This is a genomic window from Streptomyces sp. V3I7 (genome assembly GCF_030817495.1).
GTDB lineage: Bacteria > Actinomycetota > Actinomycetes > Streptomycetales > Streptomycetaceae > Streptomyces.
In genome coordinates this window covers 3,167,598-3,191,415 of sequence record NZ_JAUSZK010000001.1, presented here as the reverse complement: position 1 = coordinate 3,191,415, position 23,818 = coordinate 3,167,598, and the positions used below count along the sequence as shown (strand labels likewise).

Here is a 23,818-nt window from a genome sequence, read left to right as displayed (position 1 = left end):
CCTAAACAGTACAGGGAGAAGGACTTCAACGCCAAGCAGCCGCGTGCCATACTCGTCGGCATGGGCGACTCCCCCGGAACCATCGGCATCGGCAGCGAACCGACCCTCGAGGAACAGATCGCCGCCTACCAGCGCGAGTTCCAAGGCCTCGACCCCCAGGTCGAGAAGATCGTCTCGGCGCTGTCCCGCCTGAACCGGCGGATGAACGTCGCCTACGGCCGCCAGACCGCGGCCCTCGGCATCAGCAACGCCGAGTGGGAGGTGCTCAAGGCCCTCGTCCTCTCCGGCGCCCCCTATCGCATGGGCCCCGGCGAACTGGCCAAGCGGCTCGGCCTCACGCCGGCCGCGATGACCCACCGCATCGACCGCATGGTGTCGGAGGGGCTGGTCACCAGGGAGCGGGACGAGTCCAACCGCGTCCGCGTCATCGTGGAGCTGACGCCCGACGGTCGCGAGAAGTGGCTCGAGGCCATGCGGCTCGCCACCGTCTTCGAAGAGGACCTGCTCCAGGACCTCTCCCCGGAGGATCGGACCGTCCTCGGCGAGGCCCTGACCAGCCTCCTGCGCAGGGTGGAGCACGCTCAGCCGGACGCCGGCGGCCGTCTCAGCGACCTGGACTGAAAAAATCTTGACAGCAGGGGTTGACGCCCCCCTGGCAGATCCGTAGAGTACTTCGAGTTGCCAGCGAGCCGTAGTGCTCCGGAGCGACACTCTCGCCGCGGATGCGGCACCCAACCATGAGCACGATCTCCCGAACGGGATGTTTTCGGCATGTCATATGCCCGAATCCATTTCGCCTCGGAGTGCGGCAGCCCGATTAGGAGCTGCCGGAAAGATCCGCTAATGTTTGGGACGTCGGAACGGCCGCAGGGCCGGGAAGACAAACCCCGCTGACTGGGGGTCAGACACCGAAAAGGATCTGATAGAGTCGGAACCGCCGGAAAGGGAAACGCGAGAGCGGGAACCTGGAAAGCACCGAGGAAATCGGATCGGAAAACGGTCTGATAGAGTCGGAAACGCAAGACCGAAGGGAAGCGCCCGGAGGAAAGCCCGAGAGGGTGAGTACAAAGGAAGCGACCGTTCCTTGAGAACTCAACAGCGTGCCAAAAGTCAACGCCAGATATGTTGATACCCCGTCTCCAGCAGTAGCTGGGGCGAGGTTCCTTTGAAATAACACAGCGAGGACGCTGTGTGCGAGGGGACTATTCCTCCTCTCGCACCGCTCTCGTGGTGTTCATCCCGATTACGGGAAAACATTCACGGAGAGTTTGATCCTGGCTCAGGACGAACGCTGGCGGCGTGCTTAACACATGCAAGTCGAACGATGAAGCCCTTCGGGGTGGATTAGTGGCGAACGGGTGAGTAACACGTGGGCAATCTGCCCTTCACTCTGGGACAAGCCCTGGAAACGGGGTCTAATACCGGATAACACTGCGGATCGCATGATCTGCGGTTAAAAGCTCCGGCGGTGAAGGATGAGCCCGCGGCCTATCAGCTTGTTGGTGAGGTAATGGCTCACCAAGGCGACGACGGGTAGCCGGCCTGAGAGGGCGACCGGCCACACTGGGACTGAGACACGGCCCAGACTCCTACGGGAGGCAGCAGTGGGGAATATTGCACAATGGGCGAAAGCCTGATGCAGCGACGCCGCGTGAGGGATGACGGCCTTCGGGTTGTAAACCTCTTTCAGCAGGGAAGAAGCGAAAGTGACGGTACCTGCAGAAGAAGCGCCGGCTAACTACGTGCCAGCAGCCGCGGTAATACGTAGGGCGCAAGCGTTGTCCGGAATTATTGGGCGTAAAGAGCTCGTAGGCGGCTTGTCACGTCGATTGTGAAAGCTCGGGGCTTAACTCCGAGTCTGCAGTCGATACGGGCTAGCTAGAGTGTGGTAGGGGAGATCGGAATTCCTGGTGTAGCGGTGAAATGCGCAGATATCAGGAGGAACACCGGTGGCGAAGGCGGATCTCTGGGCCATTACTGACGCTGAGGAGCGAAAGCGTGGGGAGCGAACAGGATTAGATACCCTGGTAGTCCACGCCGTAAACGGTGGGAACTAGGTGTTGGCGACATTCCACGTCGTCGGTGCCGCAGCTAACGCATTAAGTTCCCCGCCTGGGGAGTACGGCCGCAAGGCTAAAACTCAAAGGAATTGACGGGGGCCCGCACAAGCGGCGGAGCATGTGGCTTAATTCGACGCAACGCGAAGAACCTTACCAAGGCTTGACATACACCGGAAAGCATTAGAGATAGTGCCCCCCTTGTGGTCGGTGTACAGGTGGTGCATGGCTGTCGTCAGCTCGTGTCGTGAGATGTTGGGTTAAGTCCCGCAACGAGCGCAACCCTTGTCCCGTGTTGCCAGCAGGCCCTTGTGGTGCTGGGGACTCACGGGAGACCGCCGGGGTCAACTCGGAGGAAGGTGGGGACGACGTCAAGTCATCATGCCCCTTATGTCTTGGGCTGCACACGTGCTACAATGGCCGGTACAATGAGCTGCGATACCGTGAGGTGGAGCGAATCTCAAAAAGCCGGTCTCAGTTCGGATTGGGGTCTGCAACTCGACCCCATGAAGTCGGAGTCGCTAGTAATCGCAGATCAGCATTGCTGCGGTGAATACGTTCCCGGGCCTTGTACACACCGCCCGTCACGTCACGAAAGTCGGTAACACCCGAAGCCGGTGGCCCAACCCCTTGTGGGAGGGAGCTGTCGAAGGTGGGACTGGCGATTGGGACGAAGTCGTAACAAGGTAGCCGTACCGGAAGGTGCGGCTGGATCACCTCCTTTCTAAGGAGCACTTCTTACCGGGCTTGCCCGGTCAGAGGCCAGATCATCAGCGAACGTCTGATGCTGGTTGCTCATGGGTGGAACGTTGACTATTCGGCCAGGGTCTCGGGTCGGAGGCTGCCAGTACTGCTCGCAAGAGTGTGGAACGCATGATCTTCGGACGGGGGCTTGGCCGGGCACGCTGTTGGGTGTCTGAGGGAATGATCTTCTCCTCAGTCGCCGGCCCCAGTGCACTCACCGGTTTGTCTGGTGGGGTGATGGGTGGCTGGTCGTTGTTTGAGAACTGCACAGTGGACGCGAGCATCTGTGGCCAAGTTTTTAAGGGCGCACGGTGGATGCCTTGGTACCAGGAACCGATGAAGGACGTGGGAGGCCACGATAGTCCCCGGGGAGCCGTCAACCAGGCTTTGATCCGGGGGTTTCCGAATGGGGAAACCCGGCAGTCGTCATGGGCTGTCACCCGCTGCTGAACACATAGGCAGTGTGGAGGGAACGCGGGGAAGTGAAACATCTCAGTACCCGCAGGAAGAGAAAACAACCGTGATTCCGGGAGTAGTGGCGAGCGAAACCGGATGAGGCCAAACCTACGACGTGTGAGACCCGGCAGGGGTTGCGTCGTGGGGGTTGTGGGATCTCTCTTTCACAGTCTGCCGGCTGTGAGACGAGTCAGAAACCGTTGATGTAGACGAAGGACATGCGAAAGGTCCGGCGTAGAGGGTAAGACCCCCGTAGTCGAAACGTCAGCGGCTCGTTTGAGAGACACCCAAGTAGCACGGGGCCCGAGAAATCCCGTGTGAATCTGGCGGGACCACCCGCTAAGCCTAAATATTCCCTGGTGACCGATAGCGGATAGTACCGTGAGGGAATGGTGAAAAGTACCGCGGGAGCGGAGTGAAATAGTACCTGAAACCGTGTGCCTACAAGCCGTGGGAGCGTCGGAAGCACTTTGGTGCTTCTCGTGACTGCGTGCCTTTTGAAGAATGAGCCTGCGAGTTTGCGGTGTGTTGCGAGGTTAACCCGTGTGGGGAAGCCGTAGCGAAAGCGAGTCCGAACAGGGCGATTCAGTAGCACGCTCAAGACCCGAAGCGGAGTGATCTAGCCATGGGCAGGTTGAAGCGGAGGTAAGACTTCGTGGAGGACCGAACCCACCAGGGTTGAAAACCTGGGGGATGACCTGTGGTTAGGGGTGAAAGGCCAATCAAACTCCGTGATAGCTGGTTCTCCCCGAAATGCATTTAGGTGCAGCGTCGTGTGTTTCTTGCCGGAGGTAGAGCACTGGATAGGCGATGGGCCCTACCGGGTTACTGACCTTAGCCAAACTCCGAATGCCGGTAAGTGAGAGCACGGCAGTGAGACTGTGGGGGATAAGCTCCATGGTCGAGAGGGAAACAGCCCAGAGCATCGACTAAGGCCCCTAAGCGTACGCTAAGTGGGAAAGGATGTGGAGTCGCACAGACAACCAGGAGGTTGGCTTAGAAGCAGCCACCCTTGAAAGAGTGCGTAATAGCTCACTGGTCTAGTGATTCCGCGCCGACAATGTAGCGGGGCTCAAGCGTACCGCCGAAGTCGTGTCATTCATACAATAAGCCCCAACGGGTGTATGGATGGGTAGGGGAGCGTCGTGTGCCGGGTGAAGCAGCCGCGGAAGCGAGTTGTGGACGGTTCACGAGTGAGAATGCAGGCATGAGTAGCGATACACACGTGAGAAACGTGTGCGCCGATTGACTAAGGGTTCCTGGGTCAAGCTGATCTGCCCAGGGTAAGTCGGGACCTAAGGCGAGGCCGACAGGCGTAGTCGATGGATAACCGGTTGATATTCCGGTACCCGCTGTGAAGCGTCAAACATCGAGCATCGTGATGCTAAGGCCGTGAAGCCGTTCCGGACCCTTCGGGGAATGGAAAGTGGTGGAGCCGCCGGCCCAAGCGGTTAGTAGGTGAGTGATGGGGTGACGCAGGAAGGTAGTCCAGCCCGGGCGATGGTTGTCCCGGGGTAAGGGTGTAGGACGGTGTGTAGGCAAATCCGCACACCATGAGTCTGAGACCTGATGCCGAGCCGATTGTGGCGAAGTGGATGATCCTATGCTGTCGAGAAAAGCCTCTAGCGAGTTTCATGGCGGCCCGTACCCTAAACCGACTCAGGTGGTCAGGTAGAGAATACCGAGGCGTTCGGGTGAACTATGGTTAAGGAACTCGGCAAAATGCCCCCGTAACTTCGGGAGAAGGGGGGCCATCACTGGTGAGAGCACTTGCTGCTCGAGCTGGGGGTGGCCGCAGAGACCAGCGAGAAGCGACTGTTTACTAAAAACACAGGTCCGTGCGAAGCCGTAAGGCGATGTATACGGACTGACGCCTGCCCGGTGCTGGAACGTTAAGGGGACCGGTTAGTCACATTTCGGTGTGGCGAAGCTGAGAACTTAAGCGCCAGTAAACGGCGGTGGTAACTATAACCATCCTAAGGTAGCGAAATTCCTTGTCGGGTAAGTTCCGACCTGCACGAATGGCGTAACGACTTCTCGACTGTCTCAACCATAGGCCCGGTGAAATTGCACTACGAGTAAAGATGCTCGTTTCGCGCAGCAGGACGGAAAGACCCCGGGACCTTTACTACAGTTTGATATTGGTGTTCGGTTCGGCTTGTGTAGGATAGCTGGGAGACTTTGAGCACGGCACGCCAGTGTCGTGGGAGTCGTCGTTGAAATACCAGTCTGGTCGTGCTGGATGTCTAACCTGGGTCCGTGATCCGGATCAGGGACAGTGTCTGATGGGTAGTTTAACTGGGGCGGTTGCCTCCTAAAGAGTAACGGAGGCGCCCAAAGGTTCCCTCAGCCTGGTTGGTAATCAGGTGTTGAGTGTAAGTGCACAAGGGAGCTTGACTGTGAGACCGACGGGTCGAGCAGGGACGAAAGTCGGGACTAGTGATCCGGCGGTGGCTTGTGGAAGCGCCGTCGCTCAACGGATAAAAGGTACCCCGGGGATAACAGGCTGATCTTCCCCAAGAGTCCATATCGACGGGATGGTTTGGCACCTCGATGTCGGCTCGTCGCATCCTGGGGCTGGAGTCGGTCCCAAGGGTTGGGCTGTTCGCCCATTAAAGCGGTACGCGAGCTGGGTTTAGAACGTCGTGAGACAGTTCGGTCCCTATCCGCTGTGCGCGTAGGAATATTGAGAAGGGCTGTCCCTAGTACGAGAGGACCGGGACGGACGAACCTCTGGTGTGCCAGTTGTCCTGCCAAGGGCATGGCTGGTTGGCTACGTTCGGGAGGGATAACCGCTGAAAGCATCTAAGCGGGAAGCCTGCTTCGAGATGAGTATTCCCACCTCCTTGAGAGGGTAAGGCTCCCAGTAGACGACTGGGTTGATAGGCCAGATATGGAAGCCCGGTAACGGGTGGAGTTGACTGGTACTAATAGGCCGAGGGCTTGTCCTCAGTTGCTCGCGTCCACTGTGTTGGTTCTGAAACCACGAACAGCCCCACGTTTCACAGAGCGTGGTCTGGTTGTCAGTTTCATAGTGTTTCGGTGGTCATAGCGTGAGGGAAACGCCCGGTTACATTCCGAACCCGGAAGCTAAGCCTCACAGCGCCGATGGTACTGCAGGGGGGACCCTGTGGGAGAGTAGGACGCCGCCGAACAAATTTTGAGATAGAGCCCCAACTCCGGGTAGGTACCCGTGAGTTGGGGCTCTTTCGCGTTCACGCCATCGTCATGTTCATGTTGTCCAGGGTCTTCCCGCACGGCGACGGAACGTGTCACCGTCGTGACTCATGGTCCTCAGACGCCGCACCAGACGCCGTGTTGTCACCGTGATGGCAGGTACTGCCGTCCTCGTCACGGGAGCCGCAGTCGCCCTCGCCACCGTCGGCGGGCCGCGCACCCCGGGACCGCAGGACGACGGGACCGCCATCACTCCCGTCGGCTACAAAGTCACCCCCGCCGGGCACCAGTCCCGGCTGGGCAACCTCCCGCTCAACGCCGTGCTGTCGCCGGACCGGAGCATGCTCCTGGTGACCAACGCCGGCCAGGGCACCCAGTCCCTCCAGGTGATCGACCCGGAGGACTCGGAGGTCGTGCAGACGATCTCGTATCCGAGCCCTCAGGCGGTGTTCACGGGGCTGGCCTTCAGCCCCGACGGCACGCGTGCCTACGCCAGCGGAGGCGGGCGCGAGATCATCCACACGTACGACGTGAGCGGCGGCCGGCTGACGGAGACCGGCCCCATCAAGCTGCCCACGAGGAACCCCGAGGGGCAGCCGGTGAACATGTATCCGGCCGGGATCGCCGTCACGCCCGACGGGAAGCGCCTGGTCGTCGCCGACCGGCTCGCCGATGCCGCCACCGTGGTGAATCTCGGCGACGGATCCATGGCCACCGTGCCCGTGGGCCACGCGCCGTACGCCGTCGCCCTCGCGGAGGACGGGAAGACCGCCTTCGTCACCAACCAGGGCGGGGACACCGTCAGCGTGCTCGACATCAGCGGGCCGGAGCCGGTGCAGCGGACCGCCGTCAAGGTCGGGACCCATCCCAACGCCGTCATCACCGACGCGGACCAGCAGACCCTCTACGTCGCGAACGGGGACAGCGACCAGGTCAGTGTCATCGACGTCGCCAGCCGGAAGGTGACGCGGACGATCGGGCTCGCGCCGTACGAGGACGCTCCCGTCGGCAGCAACCCCGACGCGCTCGCGCTGTCGGAGGACGGGGGCCGGCTCTATGTCGCCAACGCGGGGAACAACGACGTCGCCGTCGTCGACCTGCGCACGGGGCGTACGTCCGGGCTGATCCCCACCGGCTGGTACCCGACCGCCGTCGTTCCCCACGACGGGAAGCTGTTCGTCACCAACGCCAAGGGGCTCGGCGCCGGGCCCAACAACGGCCCCGGCTACCCGAATCCGACGTCCACCGCTCCCACCTCGCCCGACCAGTACTCGGGCTCGATGATGAAGGGCACCCTGTCGACCATCCCGCTGGGCGACGGGTCAGGGCAGCTGCAGCGGTGGACGCGGACCGTCGTCGCGAACAACGGGTTCGAGGAGGCGGACAGCCCCCGGGCGACCGGCGCCGTCGTCCCGCGCCGGGTCGGTGAGCGGACGCCGATCAAACACGTCATCTACGTCGTCAAGGAGAACCGGACCTACGACCAGGAGTTCGGCTCGCTGGGGAAGGGCAACGGGGACCCCTCGCTCAACCTCTTCGGCGAGGAATCGGCGCCCAACGCACGTGCCCTGCAACGCCGGTTCGTCACCCTCGACAACTTCTACGCCGACGCCGAGGTCAGCGCGCAGGGCTGGAACTGGACCGTCGCCGCCAACTCCAACCCGTACACCGAGCAGGGGTGGCCCGCGAACTACTCGGGCCGCAACCACAGCTACCCCTCGGAGAACGGCAACCCGGCCATCGCCCCCAACAAGGACCCCGAGCACGCCTACATCTGGCAGCGGCTCCACGACAAGGGCGTGAGCTTCCGCAACTACGGCTTCTACGTGAACGCCGACGCGAGCGGGAAGTCCGTCGCCGAGGATCCCGTCCTCGACGCCGGCACCGACCGTGACTTCGGGCCGTACAACCTCAGCTGCCCGGACTCCGCCGGCTCCTTCGCGGCGCGCAGCGCGCTGTGCGGGAGCCCGCGGGTCGAGGAGTGGAAGAAGGAGTTCGCCCAGTACGAGGCGAACGGGAACCTGCCCGCCTTCGAGATGGTGCGGCTGCCCAGCGACCACACCTCCGGGACCAAGGTCGGCATGCCGACCCCGCAGGCCTACGTCGGCGACAACGACTGGGCGCTCGGGCAGCTCGTCGACGCCGTCTCGCACTCGAGGTTCTGGAAGTCGACCGCGATCTTCGTGACCGAGGACGACGCGCAGAACGGCCCCGACCATGTCGACGCCCACCGGACGCTCTCGCAGGTCATCAGCCCGTACACGCAGATCGGCCGGGTCGACTCGACCTTCTACAGCACCGCCTCCATGGTGCGCACGATCGAGCTGCTGCTGGGGCTCGCGCCCATGACGCAGTTCGACGCGTACGCGACTCCGATGGTGAACTCCTTCACCGCCCACCCCGACACGAGGCCGTACGACGTCGTGAAGCCGTCGTACGACCTGACGACCGTGAACGGGGCGAACGCGCCGATGGCCGGTGTCTCGGCGCGGCAGGACCTCACCAAGGAGGACCAGATCGACGAGCGCACCTTCAACGAGGCGATCTGGAAGAGCGTGCGCGGGTCCGGTTCCGTGATGCCGGAGCCGCGGCACGATCTCTACGGCGCCGTCCCCAACGATCAGGCGGAGGAGTTGGAGGACGATGACTGACGACGACTGACGGCGGTCAGAAGGTCACCTCCGCGGTGTCCACCGTCCCGCCCCGGCGGCCGGGTGCGTTCTGGAACCTCCAGTACAGGTTCGTGTGGGCGATCACCTGCTCCGGGGCGGGAGCGCCGTACGCGCTGAGGTCCTCGGTGGTGTGGGCGTCGGCGACCAGCGTCGCGTCGTAGCCGCGGACGAGTGCGCCGTGCAGCGTGGAGCGGACGCAGAAGTCGGTCTGCGCGCCCGTGACCACGACCCGGCCCACCTCGCGCTCGGCCAGGACCGCCTCCAGCTCGGTGTCCTCGAAGGAGTCCCCGTAGGTCTTGTGGACGAGGGGCTCGGTGTCGCGGGGCTTCAGCTCCGGTACGAGCTCCCAGCCCTCGCTGCCCCGTACGAGCTCGTCGCTGCTGTGCTGCACCCACACCACCGGCACGTCCTCCGCGCGGGCCTTGTCGATCAGGGTGTTGATGTTGGCGATGACGTCGTCACGGTTGTGGGAGCCGGAAACCACCTTGTTCTGTACGTCGATGACGAGCAGTGCGGTGTTGGGTCGATCGTGAAGCGTAGTCATGCGCTCACCGTAGGACCTGCCACTGACAACGGGTGCCCGTATTCCAGGTGAGCGCCGGAGGCGGGCGCGGTTACGGTGGCGCCATGAGCACTCCGAACACTCCGAACACTCCGATCAGCGACGACTACGTGGTCCGCGCCATACGCCCCGACGACTGGGATTCCGTACGGCAGTTGCGTCTGGACGCGCTGCGGGACCCGGTCGCGCCCATCGCCTTCCTGGAGACGTACGAGGACGCCGCGGGGCGGCCGGACTCCTTCTACCGGGAGCGGGCCGTGAACTCCGGCGAAGGGTCCACCAGCGCCCATCAGTTCATCGCCGAGGCGCCGGACGGGACGTGGGCCGGCACGGTCACCGTGCTCATGGAGGAGGCCGGCTCGCGGGACTGGTCCGGGCGCCCCGTCGAGCGGCGGCAGGGGCACCTGGTCGGTGTGTTCGTACGTCCCGAGCACCGCGGCAACGGGCTCATCAAGCTCCTCTTCGACGCCGGCGCCGAGTGGGCGTGGCAGCAGCGCGCCGAGCGGGTGCGGCTGTTCGTCCACGCGGACAACGCACGGGCGCAACGGGCGTACCGCAAGGCGGGGTTCGTGCCGAGCGGGCTCGTCGTGTCGTTCGTGAAGGACGAGACGGAGAGCGAGCTGGAGTTCGTCCTGGAGCGGTAGCCAGCGGGCAGGCGATCAGGCGATCAAGCGGTCAGGCGGTCAGACCGGCAGGCTCTGGTGCGGCCAGCGGGACCGGCCCTGTTCGTGGGAGCGGAGCAGGGCGAGGGTCGGCAGGCCCTGGGCCGTGCCGGTGGACAGCAGGTCCGGGAGCTGGGGGAGTGGGGCCACGGCCGCGATGTCGTCGAGGACGAGGGTGAGTGGTGGGTCGAGGCGACCGGCGGATGACCGTTCGGCCATGCACCGGCCACGCTCGACCACGCTTGCGACGAGAGCCGTCAGGAGGGGCATGGCACCTGGGACGGCCCTCGGGTCCTCGATGGATTCCCCCACCACATAGAGCGTGCCCCCTTCGTTCACGAAGGAATCCAGGGCGAGCGCATCAGTTCGGTTCGGGGCGCAGGCCTCGCGGATGTTGACCGTGGAGAGCGCCGACAGCGCCCGGCTCGTCAACTCCTGGGCGATGTCACGGCGTTCCGGGTACGAGGTGAGCGCCGCCTCCAGCTCCCCTGCGGAGCCGGCGGCCGCCTCGGTGTGTGAGCGAAGGATGCGCACCGCGTCCTGGACCTGGGTGCCCTGGGCCCAGCGGTGGACGTGGCGGATGGTGCGGCCGTCTACGGCGGCGGCGTGCAGATAGCTCCGCAGGAGCGTTTCCGCCGTGTCGCCGACCGCCTGGTCCAGCCGTGCGGTGGGACGGACCGGGGCCAGCAGGGCGCTCGCCCGGGCGGCCGCCGTCCGTCTGTCCTCGCAGCCGCGGGTGGGGGACCAGTGGAGGCGGGCCGGGGTGTCGCAGCGGTGGGTGGGGTCGTACAGGTGGGTGGGGCCGAGCTTGGCCCGGCCGTCCTTGGTCTCCGCCCACAGGGCCGGGTTGGAGGTGACGACGAGGAGGGGCCCCTCCGCGTCCCTGACGGCGCGGGCGGCGGCGGCCTGGCGGTGTTCCCTGGGGGCGACGAGGACCTGGCCCCACCGGGTGACCGACGGAGCGTTCTCGACCGCCAACGGGTCCGGCTCACGGACCGGCTCACCGACCGGCTCACCGACCGGCTCCCGGACTGGTTCCGCGGGCCTCGGCTCCGGTGCCGGCTCCTTGCGCGGCTCCGGGACGTCGTACACCTCGTACACCTCGTACTGTGGCTGTGGCTGTGGCTGTGGCTGCGGAGCCGGGACCGCCGCCTTCGCCGCGAGCCGCCGTCTCGCGCGCACCGCCCGCCACCGGGCCACCGTCCCGAGGGCGAACACGGTGAGGACGAACAGCACCATCAGCTGCCCGAGGAACAGCCCCCAGAACAGCCCGTACCCCGACAGCTGCCCGGACGGGATGTCCGGCCAGGCGCCGGCGATGTCGTGCGGTGAGCCGATGAGGTGCCGCATGGCCAGGGGCGTACGGGTGAAGGCGAGGCCGGAGGGCCAGGCGCCCCGGTCGAACCAGCCCGCGAGGCCCGTCGCCGTCCACACCAGCAGCGTCATGCCGAGCAGGAAGGCGAGCAGGCCGACGAGCAGCCCGTCGGGCACGCCGCCCTGTCCGTCCTTGCGGGGGCCTGGTTCCTGGGGCGCGGCCGTCATCTCAGGCCACCGTCGGCTCGGACGGCCCGTACCCGTCCAGGTGATCGCCGAGGTGCTGTTCCATGAAGGCCGCCGCCCGTTCCTCCGCCTCCAGTTCGGCGGCGCGCAGGGCGTCGTCGGCCAGGCGGTCGCGGTCGCTGGAGGACTCGGTCATGGCGCGGTCGGTGAAGACCAGGGGCCGTTCCGTCTCCGTCACCAGGTGCTTGACCACCTGGACGTTGCCGTTGACGTCCCAGACGCCGATGCCGGGCGTGAGCGTCGGGATGATCTCCACCGCCCACCGGGGCAGGCCCAGCACCCGGCCGGTCGCCCGTGCCTCGTCGGCCTTCTGGGCGTAGATGGTCCGGGTCGAGGCCATCTTCAGGATGGCGGCCGCCTCCTTCGCCGCCGCTCCGTCCACGACGTCCGACAGGTGGTGGACGACCGCCACGAACGACAGACCCAGCCGCCGCCCGAACTTGAGCAGCCGCTGGAACAGCTGCGCCACGAACGGGCTGTTGATGATGTGCCAGGCCTCCTCGACCAGGAAGATGCGCTTCTTGCGGTCGGGGCGGATCCAGGTGTGCTCCAGCCACACGCCGACGATCGCCATCAGGATCGGCATGGCGATGGAGTTGCGGTCGATGTGGCTGAGGTCGAAGACGATCAGCGGGGCGTCCAGGTCGATGCCGACCGTCGTGGGGCCATCGAACATGCCCCGCAGGTCACCGTCGACCAGCCGGTCCAGGACCAGCGCCACGTCCAGGCCCCACGCCCGTACGTCGTCCAGGGCGACGTTCATCGCCTCGGCCGAGTCCGGTTCGGGGTGCCGCAGTTGCTCGACGATGTCGGTCAGCACCGGCTGGCGCTCGACGATCGTCTCGTTGACGTAGGCGTGCGCCACCTTCAGCGCGAAGCCGGAGCGCTCGTCGAGGCCGTGCCCGAGGGCGACCTCGATGATGGTGCGCAGCAGCGCGAGCTGGCCGGTCGTGGTGATCGCGGGATCCAGCGGGTTGAGCCGGATGCCGTGGTTCAGGGCGGCCGTCGGGTCCAGCCGGATCGGCGTTATTCCCAGCTCCTCGGCGATGAGGTTCCACTCGCCGACCCCGTCCTCGCCCTGTGCGTCGAGCACGACGACCTGCCGGTCGCGGAAGCGCAACTGCCGCAGGACGTACGTCTTCTCGAGGGCCGACTTGCCGTTGCCGGACTCGCCGAGCACCAGCCAGTGCGGGGCCGGGAGCTGCTGGCCGTACAGCTGGAAGGGGTCGTAGATGTAGCCCTTGCCCGAGTAGACCTCGCGGCCGATGATCACGCCGGAGTCGCCGAGGCCGGGGGCGGCGGTGGGCAGGTAGACGGCCTGGGCCTGGCCCGTGGACGTGCGTACCGGCAGGCGGGTCGTCTCGACCTTCCCGAAGAGGAAGGACGTGAAGGCGTCGGTGAGGACGGACAGCGGATCCCGCATCAGGTCCTACCTCCGGATGCCGGTGGCGAAGGGCAGCGTGTTGACGAAGGCCCGGTGGTGCTCGCGGTCGCACCACTCCAGCTTCAGATACGACTTTCCGGCCGAGGCCCTTATGGTCCGCTTGTCGCGGGCCAGCGCCTCCGGGGAGCGGGAGGAGACGGTGATGTAGCCGACGAGGTTGACCCCGGCCGCGCCGCTCGCCAGGTCCTCGCCGCGCTGGTCGAGGCGGCTGTGGGCGGCCACGTCGCGCGGGTCGACGGTGCGGTTCATCTTGGCGGCGCGGCTGGCCTCGGCCTCGTCGTTGGTCTTCTCGGTGAGCATGCGCTCGATGGCGATCTCGGTGGGTTCGAGGTCCATCGTGACGGCGACGGTGCGGATGACGTCCGGGGTGTGGACGAGCAGCGGGGCGAGGAAGTTGACGCCCACCGGGGTCATCGGCCACTCCTTCACCCAGGCCGTGGAGTGGCACCAGGGTGCGCGGGTGCTGGACTCGCGGGTCTTGGCCTTGAGGTGGGTGGGGTCGACGGCGTCCAGCTCGGCCGGCCAGGCGTTGCGTTTCGACATCGCCTGGATGTGGTCGATGGGGTGATCCGGGTCGTACATGGAGTGGACGAGCGAGGCGAGCCGGCCCTGGCCGAGCGGCTGGCGTACGCGGATGTCGGCCTCCTGAAGGCGCGAGCAGATGTCGGTCAGCTCGCGGGCCATGACGACCGCGAGACCGGCGTCCCGGTCGACCTTCCGGCCCGAGTGGGGCCGGGCCGCGCGGGCCATGGCGTGGGCCTCGGCGGCCAGTTCGCGGGTGTAGTGCATGCACGCGACGAGGTAGGCGCGGTGCTGCTCGCTGCTGGTCGACACCATGGACTGGAGCTGGTCGTACGAGCGTGTCAGCCACTCAGGCGCCTTCTCGTCCCCGCGCTGGGCGACGTCCTTGGCGTGGGCGTCCGGGTCGGCGGGCAGCGTACGGGCGAGCATCTGGAGCCGGGTGACGAAGCCGTCGCCGTTGGCCACGTGCTTCAGCAGCGTGCCGAAGCGATCGACGAGGGCCTCCTGGTCCTCGGAGTCGCGCAGACCGACGCCGGGCCCCTCGATCTCGATGGCCGCGGTGACGGTCCTGCGGTCGGCGTGCAGCAGTACGGCGATCTCGTCCGGCCCGAAGGGGGCGGCGAGCCAGCTGATGCGTCCGATGCCGGGCGGCGCCCCGATCTCGATCTCCCGCCCGTCGAGCCGGGTGCCGGCCTCCATGACCCCGCTGCGGTAGGTGGTGCCCTGGCGGAGCACGCGCTTGTAACTGCGGTTGATCTCGAACCACTTGTAGAAGGTACGGCGCTTGTACGGCACGTAGACCGCCGCCAGCGCCAGCATCGGGAAGCCCGTCAGCAGCACGATGCGCATCGGCAGGACGGGCACCAGGAGGCCGCACATCATGCCGAGGAACGCACCGGCGATGATGAGCGCGATCTCGCCGGTCTCACGGTTCCGGCCGATGACAGCGTTCGGCCGGGCGCGGCCGATGAGATACGTACGGCGGGGCGTGACCGGATGGGACAGGTGGGACTCGGTCGTCAACGCCCTTCACCTCCTGAGCGGTTGCTGGTGTTGCGGGCGTTGCTGGCGTGCGGGGTGTTCACCGGGCTGGTCGCCGAGCCGGGCGAGCGCGGCGCGGGTGCGGCGGAGGGGACGGATCCGCCGCCACCGGCGTTCTGGGCGCGGGTGCTGTGCGCGGCGACGCCGCCGGTGACCGGGTTGGCCGGACGCGGGGTGCTGCTCGACTGGCCGCCCCCGCCGCCCGCGTTGACGTCGGCGCGGGTGCTGTGGGTCTTGATGCCCTGCGCGACCATGCTGGCCGGGGAGCTGATGACCGCGGCGGCCTTGCGCTCGGCGCCCTGCATGATGCGGTTGTTGCGGCCGCCTGCGATCTCGTCGCCGAAGCCGGGGACGAAGCGGTAGATCATGCCGCTGGCGAAGATGGCGAGCAGGATGATCGCGAGCCCGGAGACGATGGCGCCGACGGCGTCCGGCCCGTCGTCGGTGGTCAGCGCGCTGGCGAGGCCGAGCACGATGACGATCACCGGCTTGACCAGGATCACCGCGATCATGATGCCCGCCCAGCGGCGGACGTGACCCCACAGGTTCTTGTCGACGAGGCCCGAGTAGACGACGACGCCGAGGAGGGCACCGACGTACAGCAGGACGGCTCGCAGGAACAGCTCCAGGTAGAGGACGCCCGCGGCGAGGGTCGAGACGAGCGACACCAGGATCAGCATGATGGGGCCGCCGCCGATGTCGTCCCCCTTCTTCAACGCGCCGGAGAAGGTGCCGAAGAAGACGTGGGTCTGGTCGCCCGTGGTCGCCGTGAGGACGTCGCTGACGCCGTCGGTCGCGGAGACGACCGTGTAGAGGATCAGGGGGGTGAAGGCGGAGGCGAGGACCGTGAGCCAGAGGAACCCGACGGCCTCGGAGACGGCGGTGGTGATGGGGACGCCGCGGACGGCTCGCTTGGCCACCGCCAGAAGCCACAGCAGGAGGGTGAGGATGGCGGACGCGGCGAAGACGACCGCGTACTGCTTGCGGAACTCGGGGTTCGTGAAATCGACGGTCGCCGTTTCCTTCAGAGCCGCACTCAGCTTGTCGATGGTCCAGGAAGCGGCCTCGGCACACCCCTTGGCGAGGGCCTGGAGGGGGTCGAGGGTGGGGGTGATGGGGGTGTCGGGGGTGAGGCCGGGGGAGCCTGTCTTGCCACCCTCGCCCCGCTCGCAGTACTTCTTGGCGGGTCCGACGATGAGATCGCACTTGTCGGACGAGGGCTTCGGGGTCGGTGCGGCGGCCGCTCGTGTGGCCAGCAGTACGAGGGCGCTCTGTACGGAGGCGACGGCGGCGGTGACCTTGAGCGCGCGGCGCGGGCTACCGGGCATAGGTGAAGCCTCCGTACTCCTTAACTGCCTTGGCCATCTCGTCCGCGTTGGACGCCTTGTCGTCGCCGGGAACGGGCGCCGGGCCGTCCTTCTGGGAGAAGCTGTCGATCTTCCAGTCGTCGTCCGCCCAGCGCAGCCGGAGCGTCATGGTGAACCAGTCGCTGGTGACCGGGTTGGTCGAGTCCGCGCCCGCCGTGCCGTACAGCCCGGTGCACCAGACTTCGAGGGTCGCCGCAGTGGCCGAGTAGTCCTTCGCCTTGGTGCCGATCGGCACGGTGCGTGAGACGTAGGTGTGGCCCTTGGTCGCGTTGCCGTTCTGGTCCAGGCCGATGTTGCTCAGGAACTCCTTGGAGTAAGCGGTGCCGAACTTCCGCGTCAGCGCGGCCTGCTGGTCGGCGACGAAGGCCTGACGCACGATCTCGGCGCGCCGGGATGGCTTGAGGATGTCGGCGGAGACCAGCATCGTCGCGTAGTTGGCCGCCGCACTCGCCGCCCCCTGCTCGTCGTGCGCGAACCCCGTCGGAATGGTCCCGCTCTTCGACTTCACCGGGCGTACGCCGCTCGCCGCTGTCGCCGAGGCGGCGGGTTTGTCGCCGGTGTCCTCGCCGGAGGCGGACCCGGCCCCGCCCCCACTCCCGCCGCCGCGGTTCGCGAACGCGATCGCGGCGACGAGGAGGACGACCACGCCGACGACCGTGACCAGGCTCCGCGAGGACGACCGCGACGAGCGGCGCGCGGCGCCGCCGTACGGGTCGCCGTCCGGCAGCCGCGTGCGCGTCGCGTTCGTCGTGTCGCGGTAACCCTCGGAGGAACCGTGTTCGTCTCCGGAACTCATGCCGTGTACGCCCCCTCGACGTCGTACAGGAACACCTCGTATCGGACCGCGTAGGCATACGACGGTAGCCGTGCTGGTTCCCGCGCGGGCGCGGTGTGGTGACTCGACATCAGGAAACGCAACCTCAGCCGGTGGGCACGACGACGGGCGGGTGGGCTAGGGGGTACCGGGCGCACCCGGAGGGGGACATGAGGAAACCCGGGGCGGCTAAACGGCCATGCCGTACACGATGGTGAACAGCGTGCCGAGTGAGCCGATGATGAAGACGCCCGTCAGGCCGGCGATGATGAGGCCCTTGCCCTGCTCGGCGCTGAAGGTGTCCCGGAGGGCCGTCGCGCCGATACGCTGTTTGGCCGCGCCCCAGACCGCGATGCCGAGGCAGAGCAGGATGGCCACGGCCATCACCACCTCGATCATCACTTTCGCCTCGTTGCCCAGGCTGCCGAAGGGGCCCCAGTCCGGAGCGATCCCGCCGATGATGGTGTTGATGTCTCCCTTGTCGGCTGCAAAGAGCATGTAAGTCACCGCCCCTGGTGGGTAGTTCCGCATCCCCTGCGGTCTGCAGAGGTCAGGCCTCATTCTCGCCGACGATGCCGTGGTCGCATGTCGACTTGGCGTCATTGATTGGCGGGTTTCGTACGCGTATCGCGTACGGTCACTCTGTGTATCACGGCAGGTCACCGCGGGCAACGACACCTGGGCAGAACCTGTCCTGTGGTTCCGTCGTTGACCCTTTTTCGGCCTGGAACGGTTTCTGACGGCTGGTCGGGTGAGGCGCCGAGACGATGTTCCCACTGGTCCATGAAGTCGTGACGACGTGTCGCATGTGCTGAAAAGTGACCGCTAAGAGGTATTCAGGGACTGACCGGGAGAGAGGCAGGACCTGTGGACGCGGACGACGCGGAATCCATCAGCGAGCACGAGTGGCAGGCGCGCAGGCGCCACCGGAACATGTTCCGCGCGGTCCACCGCCGGACCCATCCGCGGCTGCGCCGCAGCGACATCACCGTGACCGACGAACGCATGGTCAGGCGTGCGGTGAAGGCGGCGGCCCTCGGAAACGCCATGGAGTGGTTCGACTTCGGGATCTACAGCTATCTCGCGGTGACCATCGGCAACGTCTTCTTTCCCGGCGGTTCCGAGACCACCCGTCTTCTCTCCTCGTTCGCGACGTTCGCCATCGCGTTCCTGGTGCGGCCGCTCGGCGGGCTGTTCTTCGGGCCGCTCGGCGACCGGATCGGCCGCAGGACCGTGCTCGCCGCGACCATGATCATGATGGCGCTGGGCACCTTCTGCATCGGGCTCATCCCCAGTCACGCGACGATCGGCAACTGGGCGCCCGCGCTGCTGGTCTTCTTCCGGCTGGTGCAGGGGTTCTCGACCGGCGGCGAGTACGGGGGTGCGGCGACGTTCATGGCGGAGTACGCCCCGGACAAGCGGCGCGGATTCTTCTGCAGCTTCCTGGAGTTCGGGACGCTCGCCGGGTACGTGGCCGCGGCGACCCTGGTCACGGTGATGACCGCGGTGCTCGGTACGGGCGTGATGAACGACTGGGGCTGGCGGGTGCCGTTCCTCGTCGCCGGGCCGCTCGGGCTGATCGGTCTGTATCTGCGGCTGAAGCTGGACGAGACGCCGGCCTATCTGAAGCTGGAGGCCGAGCACACGGCGCCGGTGTCGCTGGAGCAGGGCAACCCGGACGCGGTCCCGCGCAAGGAGTTCCGGCGGATCTTCGCGGATCAGTGGCGGGCGCTGGTGCTGTGCTTCGGGCTGGTCGCGGCGTACAACATCAACGACTACATGCTGCTGTCGTACATGCCGACCTATCTGACGGCCACGCTCGGGTACGAGGAGACGCACGGGCTGGTGATCCTGCTGGTGATGATGGTGGTCCTGATGATCGTCATCACCTTCGTCGGCCGGCTCAACGACCGGATCGGCCGCAAGCCGCTGCTCATGGCGGGGATGGCGGGATTCTTCTTCCTCTCCCTGCCGGCCTTCCTGCTGCTGCGGCAGGGGAGCCTCGCGGCGGTGGCCGTGGGCATGCTGATGCTGGGCTTCTCGCTGGTCTGCCTGCTGGGCACCATGTCGGCGGTGCTGCCCGCACTGTTCCCGACCGAGGTGCGGTACGGCGGCCTGTCCATCGGCTACAACGTGGCCGCCTCCCTCTTCGGCGGCACGACTCCGCTGATCATCACCGGCCTCATCAGCGCCACGGGCACCGACCTGATGCCGGCGTACTACGCGATGGCGGCCGCGCTGGTCGGCATGATCTGCGTGTACCTGATGAGGGAGACGGCCCAGCGCCCGCTCGCGGGCTCGCCGCCGGCCGTGGCCACCGAGGAGGAGGCCGACGCCCTGATCAACGCCCAGCATCCGGCGTCCCCTTACTGAGCGTCAGCGTCAGCGTCAGATGTCGAGGGCCGGTGAGCGTTATGGTGCCAAGTCATCCGGTACGCCCGCCACGAAGTGGTCGAACTCGCCCGCCTGTACGCCCAGAACGAAGGCGTCCCACTTGCGGCGGTTGGTCGTGACCACGTTGTCCGGGTCGCTGGTCTCGCGGAGGTAGACCGGCGCTTCGGGGCCGTCGCCCTCGCCGAAGGCGATCTCGATCCAGGGGCCGGGACCGGTTGCCTCCGGCGGGGCGGCGCGTTCCCAGGTGAGGTCGGTGGGGATGTCAGCCACGGTGCGTGTCCTCGTTGAGTACGGAGAGGAGGGCGCGGAAGGAGGCCGGGGTGGCCGTGAGTATCGCTTCGGTGGGGTCGGCGCTTTCGGTGAGATGGATGGCGGTGCCGGTAGAGGCGACGTGGACGCAAGAGTCGCCTTCGCCGCAGACGGACGCCTTCTGCCAGGTGTGCTCGGACATCTTGGTTCCCTTCACAAGTCCTGGATGACGGAGTGGATGAGGTCCCGCGACTTCTGGGGTGGGAGAGCTTTGGCCTCCATACGTTCAAGAAGTACGCGGTACTTGGCGAGTTGAGCCTCTGCGTCGAGGAAGACGGGGCCGTGGGACTGGTCTAGATGGACGGTGTCGAGCTGAGGCACGGGACCGCTGGAGTAGAAGATCGACTGGCCAGAGCCCGGGAATCCTCCGGCGGTGAACGGGAGCACCTTGACGGTGATGTGGTCCCGCTCGCTCATGGTCAGCAAGTGGTGCAACTGCGCTCGCGCGATAGCAGGGCCACCGAACTGCATACGGAGGGCGGCCTCGTGGATCAGGGCGACGTACGGGGTCGGCTGGTCTCTGAAGAGTACGGTCTGGCGTTTGATGCGAAACGAGACGCGATGCTCGATGTCGGGCGGTGAGAGATCGGGCACGACTTGGCGGAACGTCTCGCGGGCGTGGTCCGTGGTCTGTAGCAAGCCGGGCATGTGCACGGTGATGGCCGTGCAAAGACGCGCAGCGTGGTGCTCGACCTCGGCCAGGTCGAGCAGAGCCCCGGGCAGGATCTCGCGGTACTCCTCCCACCAGCCGCGTTTGCGGTCACCGGGCATACCGGCAAGCGACTCGACGAGGGACTTGTCGGGGCAGTCGTAATGGCAGGCCAGCGCGCGTACCCGCTCGGGGCTCACCCCTGCCCGTCCGGCCTCGATGTTGCTGATCAGGGTCTGGTTGGAGCCCAGCAGTTGACCGGCCTCGGTGGCGGTCAGGCCAGCGCGTTCACGGAGCTTGCGCAGCTCCGTGCCCAAGCGGAGTTGCCGACCCGTCGGGTTGGTCCTCACGGACTTGTCCCTCTCCTTGCCTCGGTTGTCACCCACATGGGTGGAGGCCAATGGATTTTAGCGAAATCGAGTAATGCATTACTCGGAAGTCGCTAGCTTGAATCCGGGCCCCTCGCTCAGAAGTACACCGTCCGACGGGACGGCCGCGTCACTGAGCCACTCCTCAACCCCCTTGAGTGATCGGAGACTTCATGGCCACCGTAACCCCACCCTGGGCCTACACCCTCCAACTCCCGCACGATCCACGCGCACCGGGGATCGCCCGCGCCACGCTGCGGACCGTGCTCGCCGCTCACGGGCTCTCCGCGCTGACGCCGACCGCGGAGCTGGTGGCCGCCGAGTTGCTCGCCAATGCGCATCGGCACACCGAGGGGCCGTACGCCCTGCGGCTGCGGTCGGCGGAGCCGGGGCGGTTGCGGGTGGCCGTGTGGGACACGGACCCTCGGGTGCCGCCAGGGTTCGAAAGGGGCGGTCGGCCCGTCGTCGTACCGCCGGACGATGCCGAGGGCGGGCGGGGGATTCAGCTCGTGCAGGCCTGTGCCGACGCGTGGGGGGTCTCCGTGCTGCGCGAGCTGGGCGCCTCCAAGGGCGGGAAGCTGCTGTGGGCCGAGTGCCGGTGACTCCCACAGTCGAGGAGCCGTCGGCCAGCGCTTGGTACAGGCGGTACCGGGGAATTCCTCGTCTGTTCGGGGGACGAGAGGGCCCCACCGGCCGTGATGGGCTGGAGGGGCGCCGCGTTCGTGAGCACAGTGGGCTCATCCAACTCCCGCGTATTGGAGCGACCGTTGGCATCCCTCGACGCATCCCTCGACGTGTCCACCGACGCATCCACCGACCTGTACGTCGCCGACGGCCGCCGTCCGAACCGCCGGGCCCTCCTCTCCGGCGCCCTCGCCCTCGGCGCCGCCGCGGTCACCCCGCTGGCCGCGGACGGCTGGGCGCACGCCGCCACCGGGCCCGAGATCTCGGGGTGCGCCGCCTGGGGCGCGCGTTCGCCGAGCAGCCCCGTGCACCTCGTGACCGCCCGGCCGCACAAGATCCTCGTGCATCACACGGCCACCGCGAACAGCACCGACTACTCCCAGGCCCACGCCTTCTCGCTGGCCCGCGCCATCCAGAAGAGCCACATGGACAGCCGCGGCTTCCTCGACAGCGGCCAGCACTTCCTGACCAGCCGTGGCGCCCACGTCATGGAGGGCCGCCATCACAGCCTCTCCACCCTCCAGGGCGGCGCGCGGATGGTCGAGTCCGCGCACTGCACCGGCCAGAACACCGTCGCCATCGGCATCGAGAACGAGGGCACCTACAGCACCGTGGAGCCACGCGGCGCGCAGTACGACGCGCTCGTCGGTCTCTGCGAGCGGATCTGCCGTCAGTACGGGCTGCGCGCCTACCAGATCTACGGGCACCGGGACTTCGCCAACACGACCTGCCCCGGCGACCGTCTGTACGCCCTGCTGCCCCGGCTCCGCCAGGACCTCGCCGACCGCATCGGCGGCGACCCGGCCGGGCCCGTCTGGCCGGTCGTCCGCAGCGGCGACTTCGGGGAGCGGGTGCGCACGCTCCAGTACCTGCTGGTCTCCCGGGGCGCCGAGCTCACCGTCGACGGCTCCTTCGGAGCGGCCACCGAGTCCGCCGTGCGCGATTTCCAGACAGCGGTGAAGGTCCCGGTGGACGGCGTGGCGCGCAGGCAGACCTGGGGGCAGCTCAACAGGCCGCTCGCGCGCGGCGCTTCGGGGCAGGCGGTGAAGGCCGTGCAGAGCCAGCTGACCGCCCGCTCGGTCTTCGTCGCGGTCGACGGGAGCTTCGGCGCCGCCACCGAGTCGGGGGTGACGTCCTTCCAGTCCGCGCACGGGCTGCCCGCCGACGGGGTCGTGGACGCCCGCACCTGGAGCCGGCTGCTCGGCTGACCTGCGTACATCCGTGGCTGAACCTGTGTCATATGACGTGCGGGCGCTGTGAAATGGCGCCACTCTCGACGAAATGGCGTTGAACACGGCCCGTGTGGGGGAGGGTTGAGCCGTGCGGAAAGTTTGGGTGGTCGGCGGGGCCGCGGTCGGGCTCGCGCTGAGCTTGGTGATGGTGCTGGTCCTCGGGGTCTACTTCGTCGCCGGGAACCAGGCGGGCGGCGCCGCCTCGGGCGGTGTCGGGCTGGCCAAGGGCGCCGTACCGGCGGCGTACAAGTCGCTCGTGCAGAAGTGGGGCAACCTCTGCCCCGCCCTCAACCCCGCACTACTGGCTGCCCAGCTGTACCAGGAGAGCGGCTGGAACCCGAAGGTCGTCAGCCCGGCCGACGCCCGCGGGATCGCCCAGTTCATCCCCGGCACCTGGGCGACGCACGGCATCGACGGCGACGGCGACGGCCGACGCGACATCTGGGACCCGGAGGACGCGATCCCGTCCGCCGCCTCCTACGACTGCGAACTGGCCAAATACGTCCGGGACGTGCCCGGCGACACCAGCGACAACATGCTCGCCGCCTACAACGCGGGCGCCTACCGCGTCATAAGGGCGGGCGGCGTCCCCACGATCCGCGAGACCCAGAACTACGTCAGGATCATCCGCACCCTGGAGAAGAGCTTCGCCGCGCCCGTCAGCCGGGTCGACCCCAGCCGGCAGGCGGCCACCGCCATCGCGTACGCCCAGAAGAAGCTCGGCACGCCCTATCTGTGGGGCGGCACCGGAACGGCCGCGCAGGGCGGGCGGTTCGACTGCTCGGGGCTGACGCAGGCGGCGTACCAGAGCGTGGGGATCAGGCTGCCCCGGGTCGCCAACGACCAGTACAACGCCGGACCGCACCCGGCTCGCGGCGAACTGCTCCCCGGTGACCTGGTGTTCTTCTCGGACGACCTCACCGACTCCCGCGCCATCCGGCACGTGGGCATCTACGTGGGCGGCGGGTACATGATCGACGCGCCGAGGACCGGCGCCGTGATCCGGTTCGACCCGGTCGACACACCCGACTACTTCGGCGCGACCCGGGTCACCGAGGATGGCGCGAAAGCGCTCCCCACATCGGTGTGAACCGGTCAGGCGTC

17 protein-coding genes and 3 rRNA genes are annotated in these 23,818 nt (G+C 66.8%); 10 read left to right on the top strand and 10 right to left on the bottom strand.

The window, feature by feature from the left end:
- Positions 1–60 precede the first annotated feature (60 nt).
- From QFZ74_RS14810 to QFZ74_RS14790, 5 genes are all read left to right on the top strand, one after another.
- Entirely contained in the window at positions 61–621 is a 561-nt protein-coding gene (locus QFZ74_RS14810) for a MarR family winged helix-turn-helix transcriptional regulator (protein ID WP_307621287.1), read from the top strand.
- Between the two features lie 635 nt (positions 622–1,256).
- Positions 1,257–2,781 (top strand): 16S ribosomal RNA (locus tag QFZ74_RS14805).
- A 308-nt stretch (positions 2,782–3,089) separates the two neighbouring features.
- Positions 3,090–6,208 (top strand): 23S ribosomal RNA (locus QFZ74_RS14800).
- An 87-nt stretch (positions 6,209–6,295) separates the two neighbouring features.
- Positions 6,296–6,412: ribosomal RNA gene (gene rrf / locus QFZ74_RS14795) — 5S ribosomal RNA — on the top strand.
- The 16S, 23S and 5S rRNA genes sit together here, the layout of an rRNA operon.
- A 174-nt stretch (positions 6,413–6,586) precedes the next feature.
- A complete protein-coding gene (locus QFZ74_RS14790) occupies positions 6,587–9,085 on the top strand; it encodes a beta-propeller fold lactonase family protein (RefSeq protein ID WP_307621286.1) in 2,499 nt (832 codons plus the stop codon).
- Positions 9,086–9,101: 16 nt separating this feature from the next.
- Here QFZ74_RS14790 and QFZ74_RS14785 read toward each other — a convergent pair whose 3' ends face one another.
- Complete coding sequence (locus QFZ74_RS14785) at positions 9,102–9,650, bottom strand: cysteine hydrolase family protein (RefSeq protein ID WP_307621285.1); 549 nt, start codon at positions 9,648–9,650, stop codon at positions 9,102–9,104.
- An 83-nt stretch (positions 9,651–9,733) separates the two neighbouring features.
- Here QFZ74_RS14785 and QFZ74_RS14780 point away from each other — a divergent pair, with 83 nt between their 5' ends.
- Positions 9,734–10,312, top strand: coding sequence for a GNAT family N-acetyltransferase (locus QFZ74_RS14780; protein WP_307621284.1), 579 nt, complete (start codon positions 9,734–9,736; stop codon positions 10,310–10,312).
- A 39-nt stretch (positions 10,313–10,351) separates the two neighbouring features.
- Here the strand turns inward: QFZ74_RS14780 and QFZ74_RS14775 are convergent, their stop codons facing one another.
- From QFZ74_RS14775 to QFZ74_RS14750, 6 genes are all read right to left on the bottom strand, one after another.
- A complete protein-coding gene (locus QFZ74_RS14775) occupies positions 10,352–11,872 on the bottom strand; it encodes a type IV secretory system conjugative DNA transfer family protein (protein WP_307621283.1) in 1,521 nt (506 codons plus the stop codon).
- A gap of 1 nt (position 11,873) precedes the next feature.
- Positions 11,874–13,313 carry an ATP-binding protein gene (locus QFZ74_RS14770; protein ID WP_307621282.1) on the bottom strand — a complete coding sequence of 480 codons (1,440 nt, stop codon included), beginning with the start codon at positions 13,311–13,313 and terminating at the stop codon, positions 11,874–11,876.
- Positions 13,314–13,319: 6 nt separating this feature from the next.
- Positions 13,320–14,879: an SCO6880 family protein gene (locus QFZ74_RS14765; RefSeq protein WP_307621281.1), complete on the bottom strand. Its 1,560-nt coding sequence runs from the start codon at positions 14,877–14,879 to the stop codon at positions 13,320–13,322.
- The gene (locus QFZ74_RS14760; protein WP_307621280.1) at positions 14,876–16,225 is read right to left on the bottom strand and encodes a hypothetical protein; all 1,350 of its coding nucleotides are present in this window, start codon (positions 16,223–16,225) and stop codon (positions 14,876–14,878) included. Before QFZ74_RS14760 ends, QFZ74_RS14765 begins: the two co-directional genes overlap by 4 nt.
- Positions 16,215–17,060, bottom strand: a complete 846-nt coding sequence (locus QFZ74_RS14755; protein ID WP_307621279.1) for a hypothetical protein — start codon at positions 17,058–17,060, stop codon at positions 16,215–16,217. Before QFZ74_RS14755 ends, QFZ74_RS14760 begins: the two co-directional genes overlap by 11 nt.
- Positions 17,061–17,267: 207 nt before the next feature.
- Positions 17,268–17,576 (bottom strand): hypothetical protein, encoded by a 309-nt coding sequence (locus QFZ74_RS14750; protein WP_014673544.1) that lies wholly within the window; start codon positions 17,574–17,576, stop codon positions 17,268–17,270.
- Positions 17,577–18,011: 435 nt separating this feature from the next.
- On the opposite strand from QFZ74_RS14750, the gene QFZ74_RS14745 reads away from it, so the two are divergent.
- Entirely contained in the window at positions 18,012–19,451 is a 1,440-nt protein-coding gene (locus QFZ74_RS14745; RefSeq protein WP_307624156.1) for an MFS transporter, read from the top strand.
- A gap of 39 nt (positions 19,452–19,490) precedes the next feature.
- Here QFZ74_RS14745 and QFZ74_RS14740 read toward each other — a convergent pair whose 3' ends face one another.
- The 3 genes from QFZ74_RS14740 to QFZ74_RS14730 are packed head-to-tail and all read right to left on the bottom strand — an operon-like array spanning position 19,491 to position 20,780.
- Positions 19,491–19,742, bottom strand: coding sequence for a DUF397 domain-containing protein (locus tag QFZ74_RS14740; protein WP_307621278.1), 252 nt, complete (start codon positions 19,740–19,742; stop codon positions 19,491–19,493).
- Positions 19,735–19,923 carry a DUF397 domain-containing protein gene (locus tag QFZ74_RS14735; RefSeq protein ID WP_307621277.1) on the bottom strand — a complete coding sequence of 63 codons (189 nt, stop codon included), beginning with the start codon at positions 19,921–19,923 and terminating at the stop codon, positions 19,735–19,737. Before QFZ74_RS14735 ends, QFZ74_RS14740 begins: the two co-directional genes overlap by 8 nt.
- A gap of 11 nt (positions 19,924–19,934) precedes the next feature.
- Positions 19,935–20,780, bottom strand: a complete 846-nt coding sequence (locus tag QFZ74_RS14730) for a helix-turn-helix transcriptional regulator (RefSeq protein WP_307621276.1) — start codon at positions 20,778–20,780, stop codon at positions 19,935–19,937.
- Positions 20,781–20,971: 191 nt separating this feature from the next.
- On the opposite strand from QFZ74_RS14730, the gene QFZ74_RS14725 reads away from it, so the two are divergent.
- From QFZ74_RS14725 to QFZ74_RS14715, 3 genes are all read left to right on the top strand, one after another.
- Positions 20,972–21,400, top strand: a complete 429-nt coding sequence (locus tag QFZ74_RS14725) for an ATP-binding protein (protein WP_307621275.1) — start codon at positions 20,972–20,974, stop codon at positions 21,398–21,400.
- Positions 21,401–21,565: 165 nt separating this feature from the next.
- Entirely contained in the window at positions 21,566–22,690 is a 1,125-nt protein-coding gene (locus tag QFZ74_RS14720) for an N-acetylmuramoyl-L-alanine amidase (RefSeq protein ID WP_307621274.1), read from the top strand.
- Between the two features lie 169 nt (positions 22,691–22,859).
- Positions 22,860–23,804 carry a bifunctional lytic transglycosylase/C40 family peptidase gene (locus QFZ74_RS14715; protein ID WP_307624155.1) on the top strand — a complete coding sequence of 315 codons (945 nt, stop codon included), beginning with the start codon at positions 22,860–22,862 and terminating at the stop codon, positions 23,802–23,804.
- Positions 23,805–23,818 lie beyond the last annotated feature (14 nt).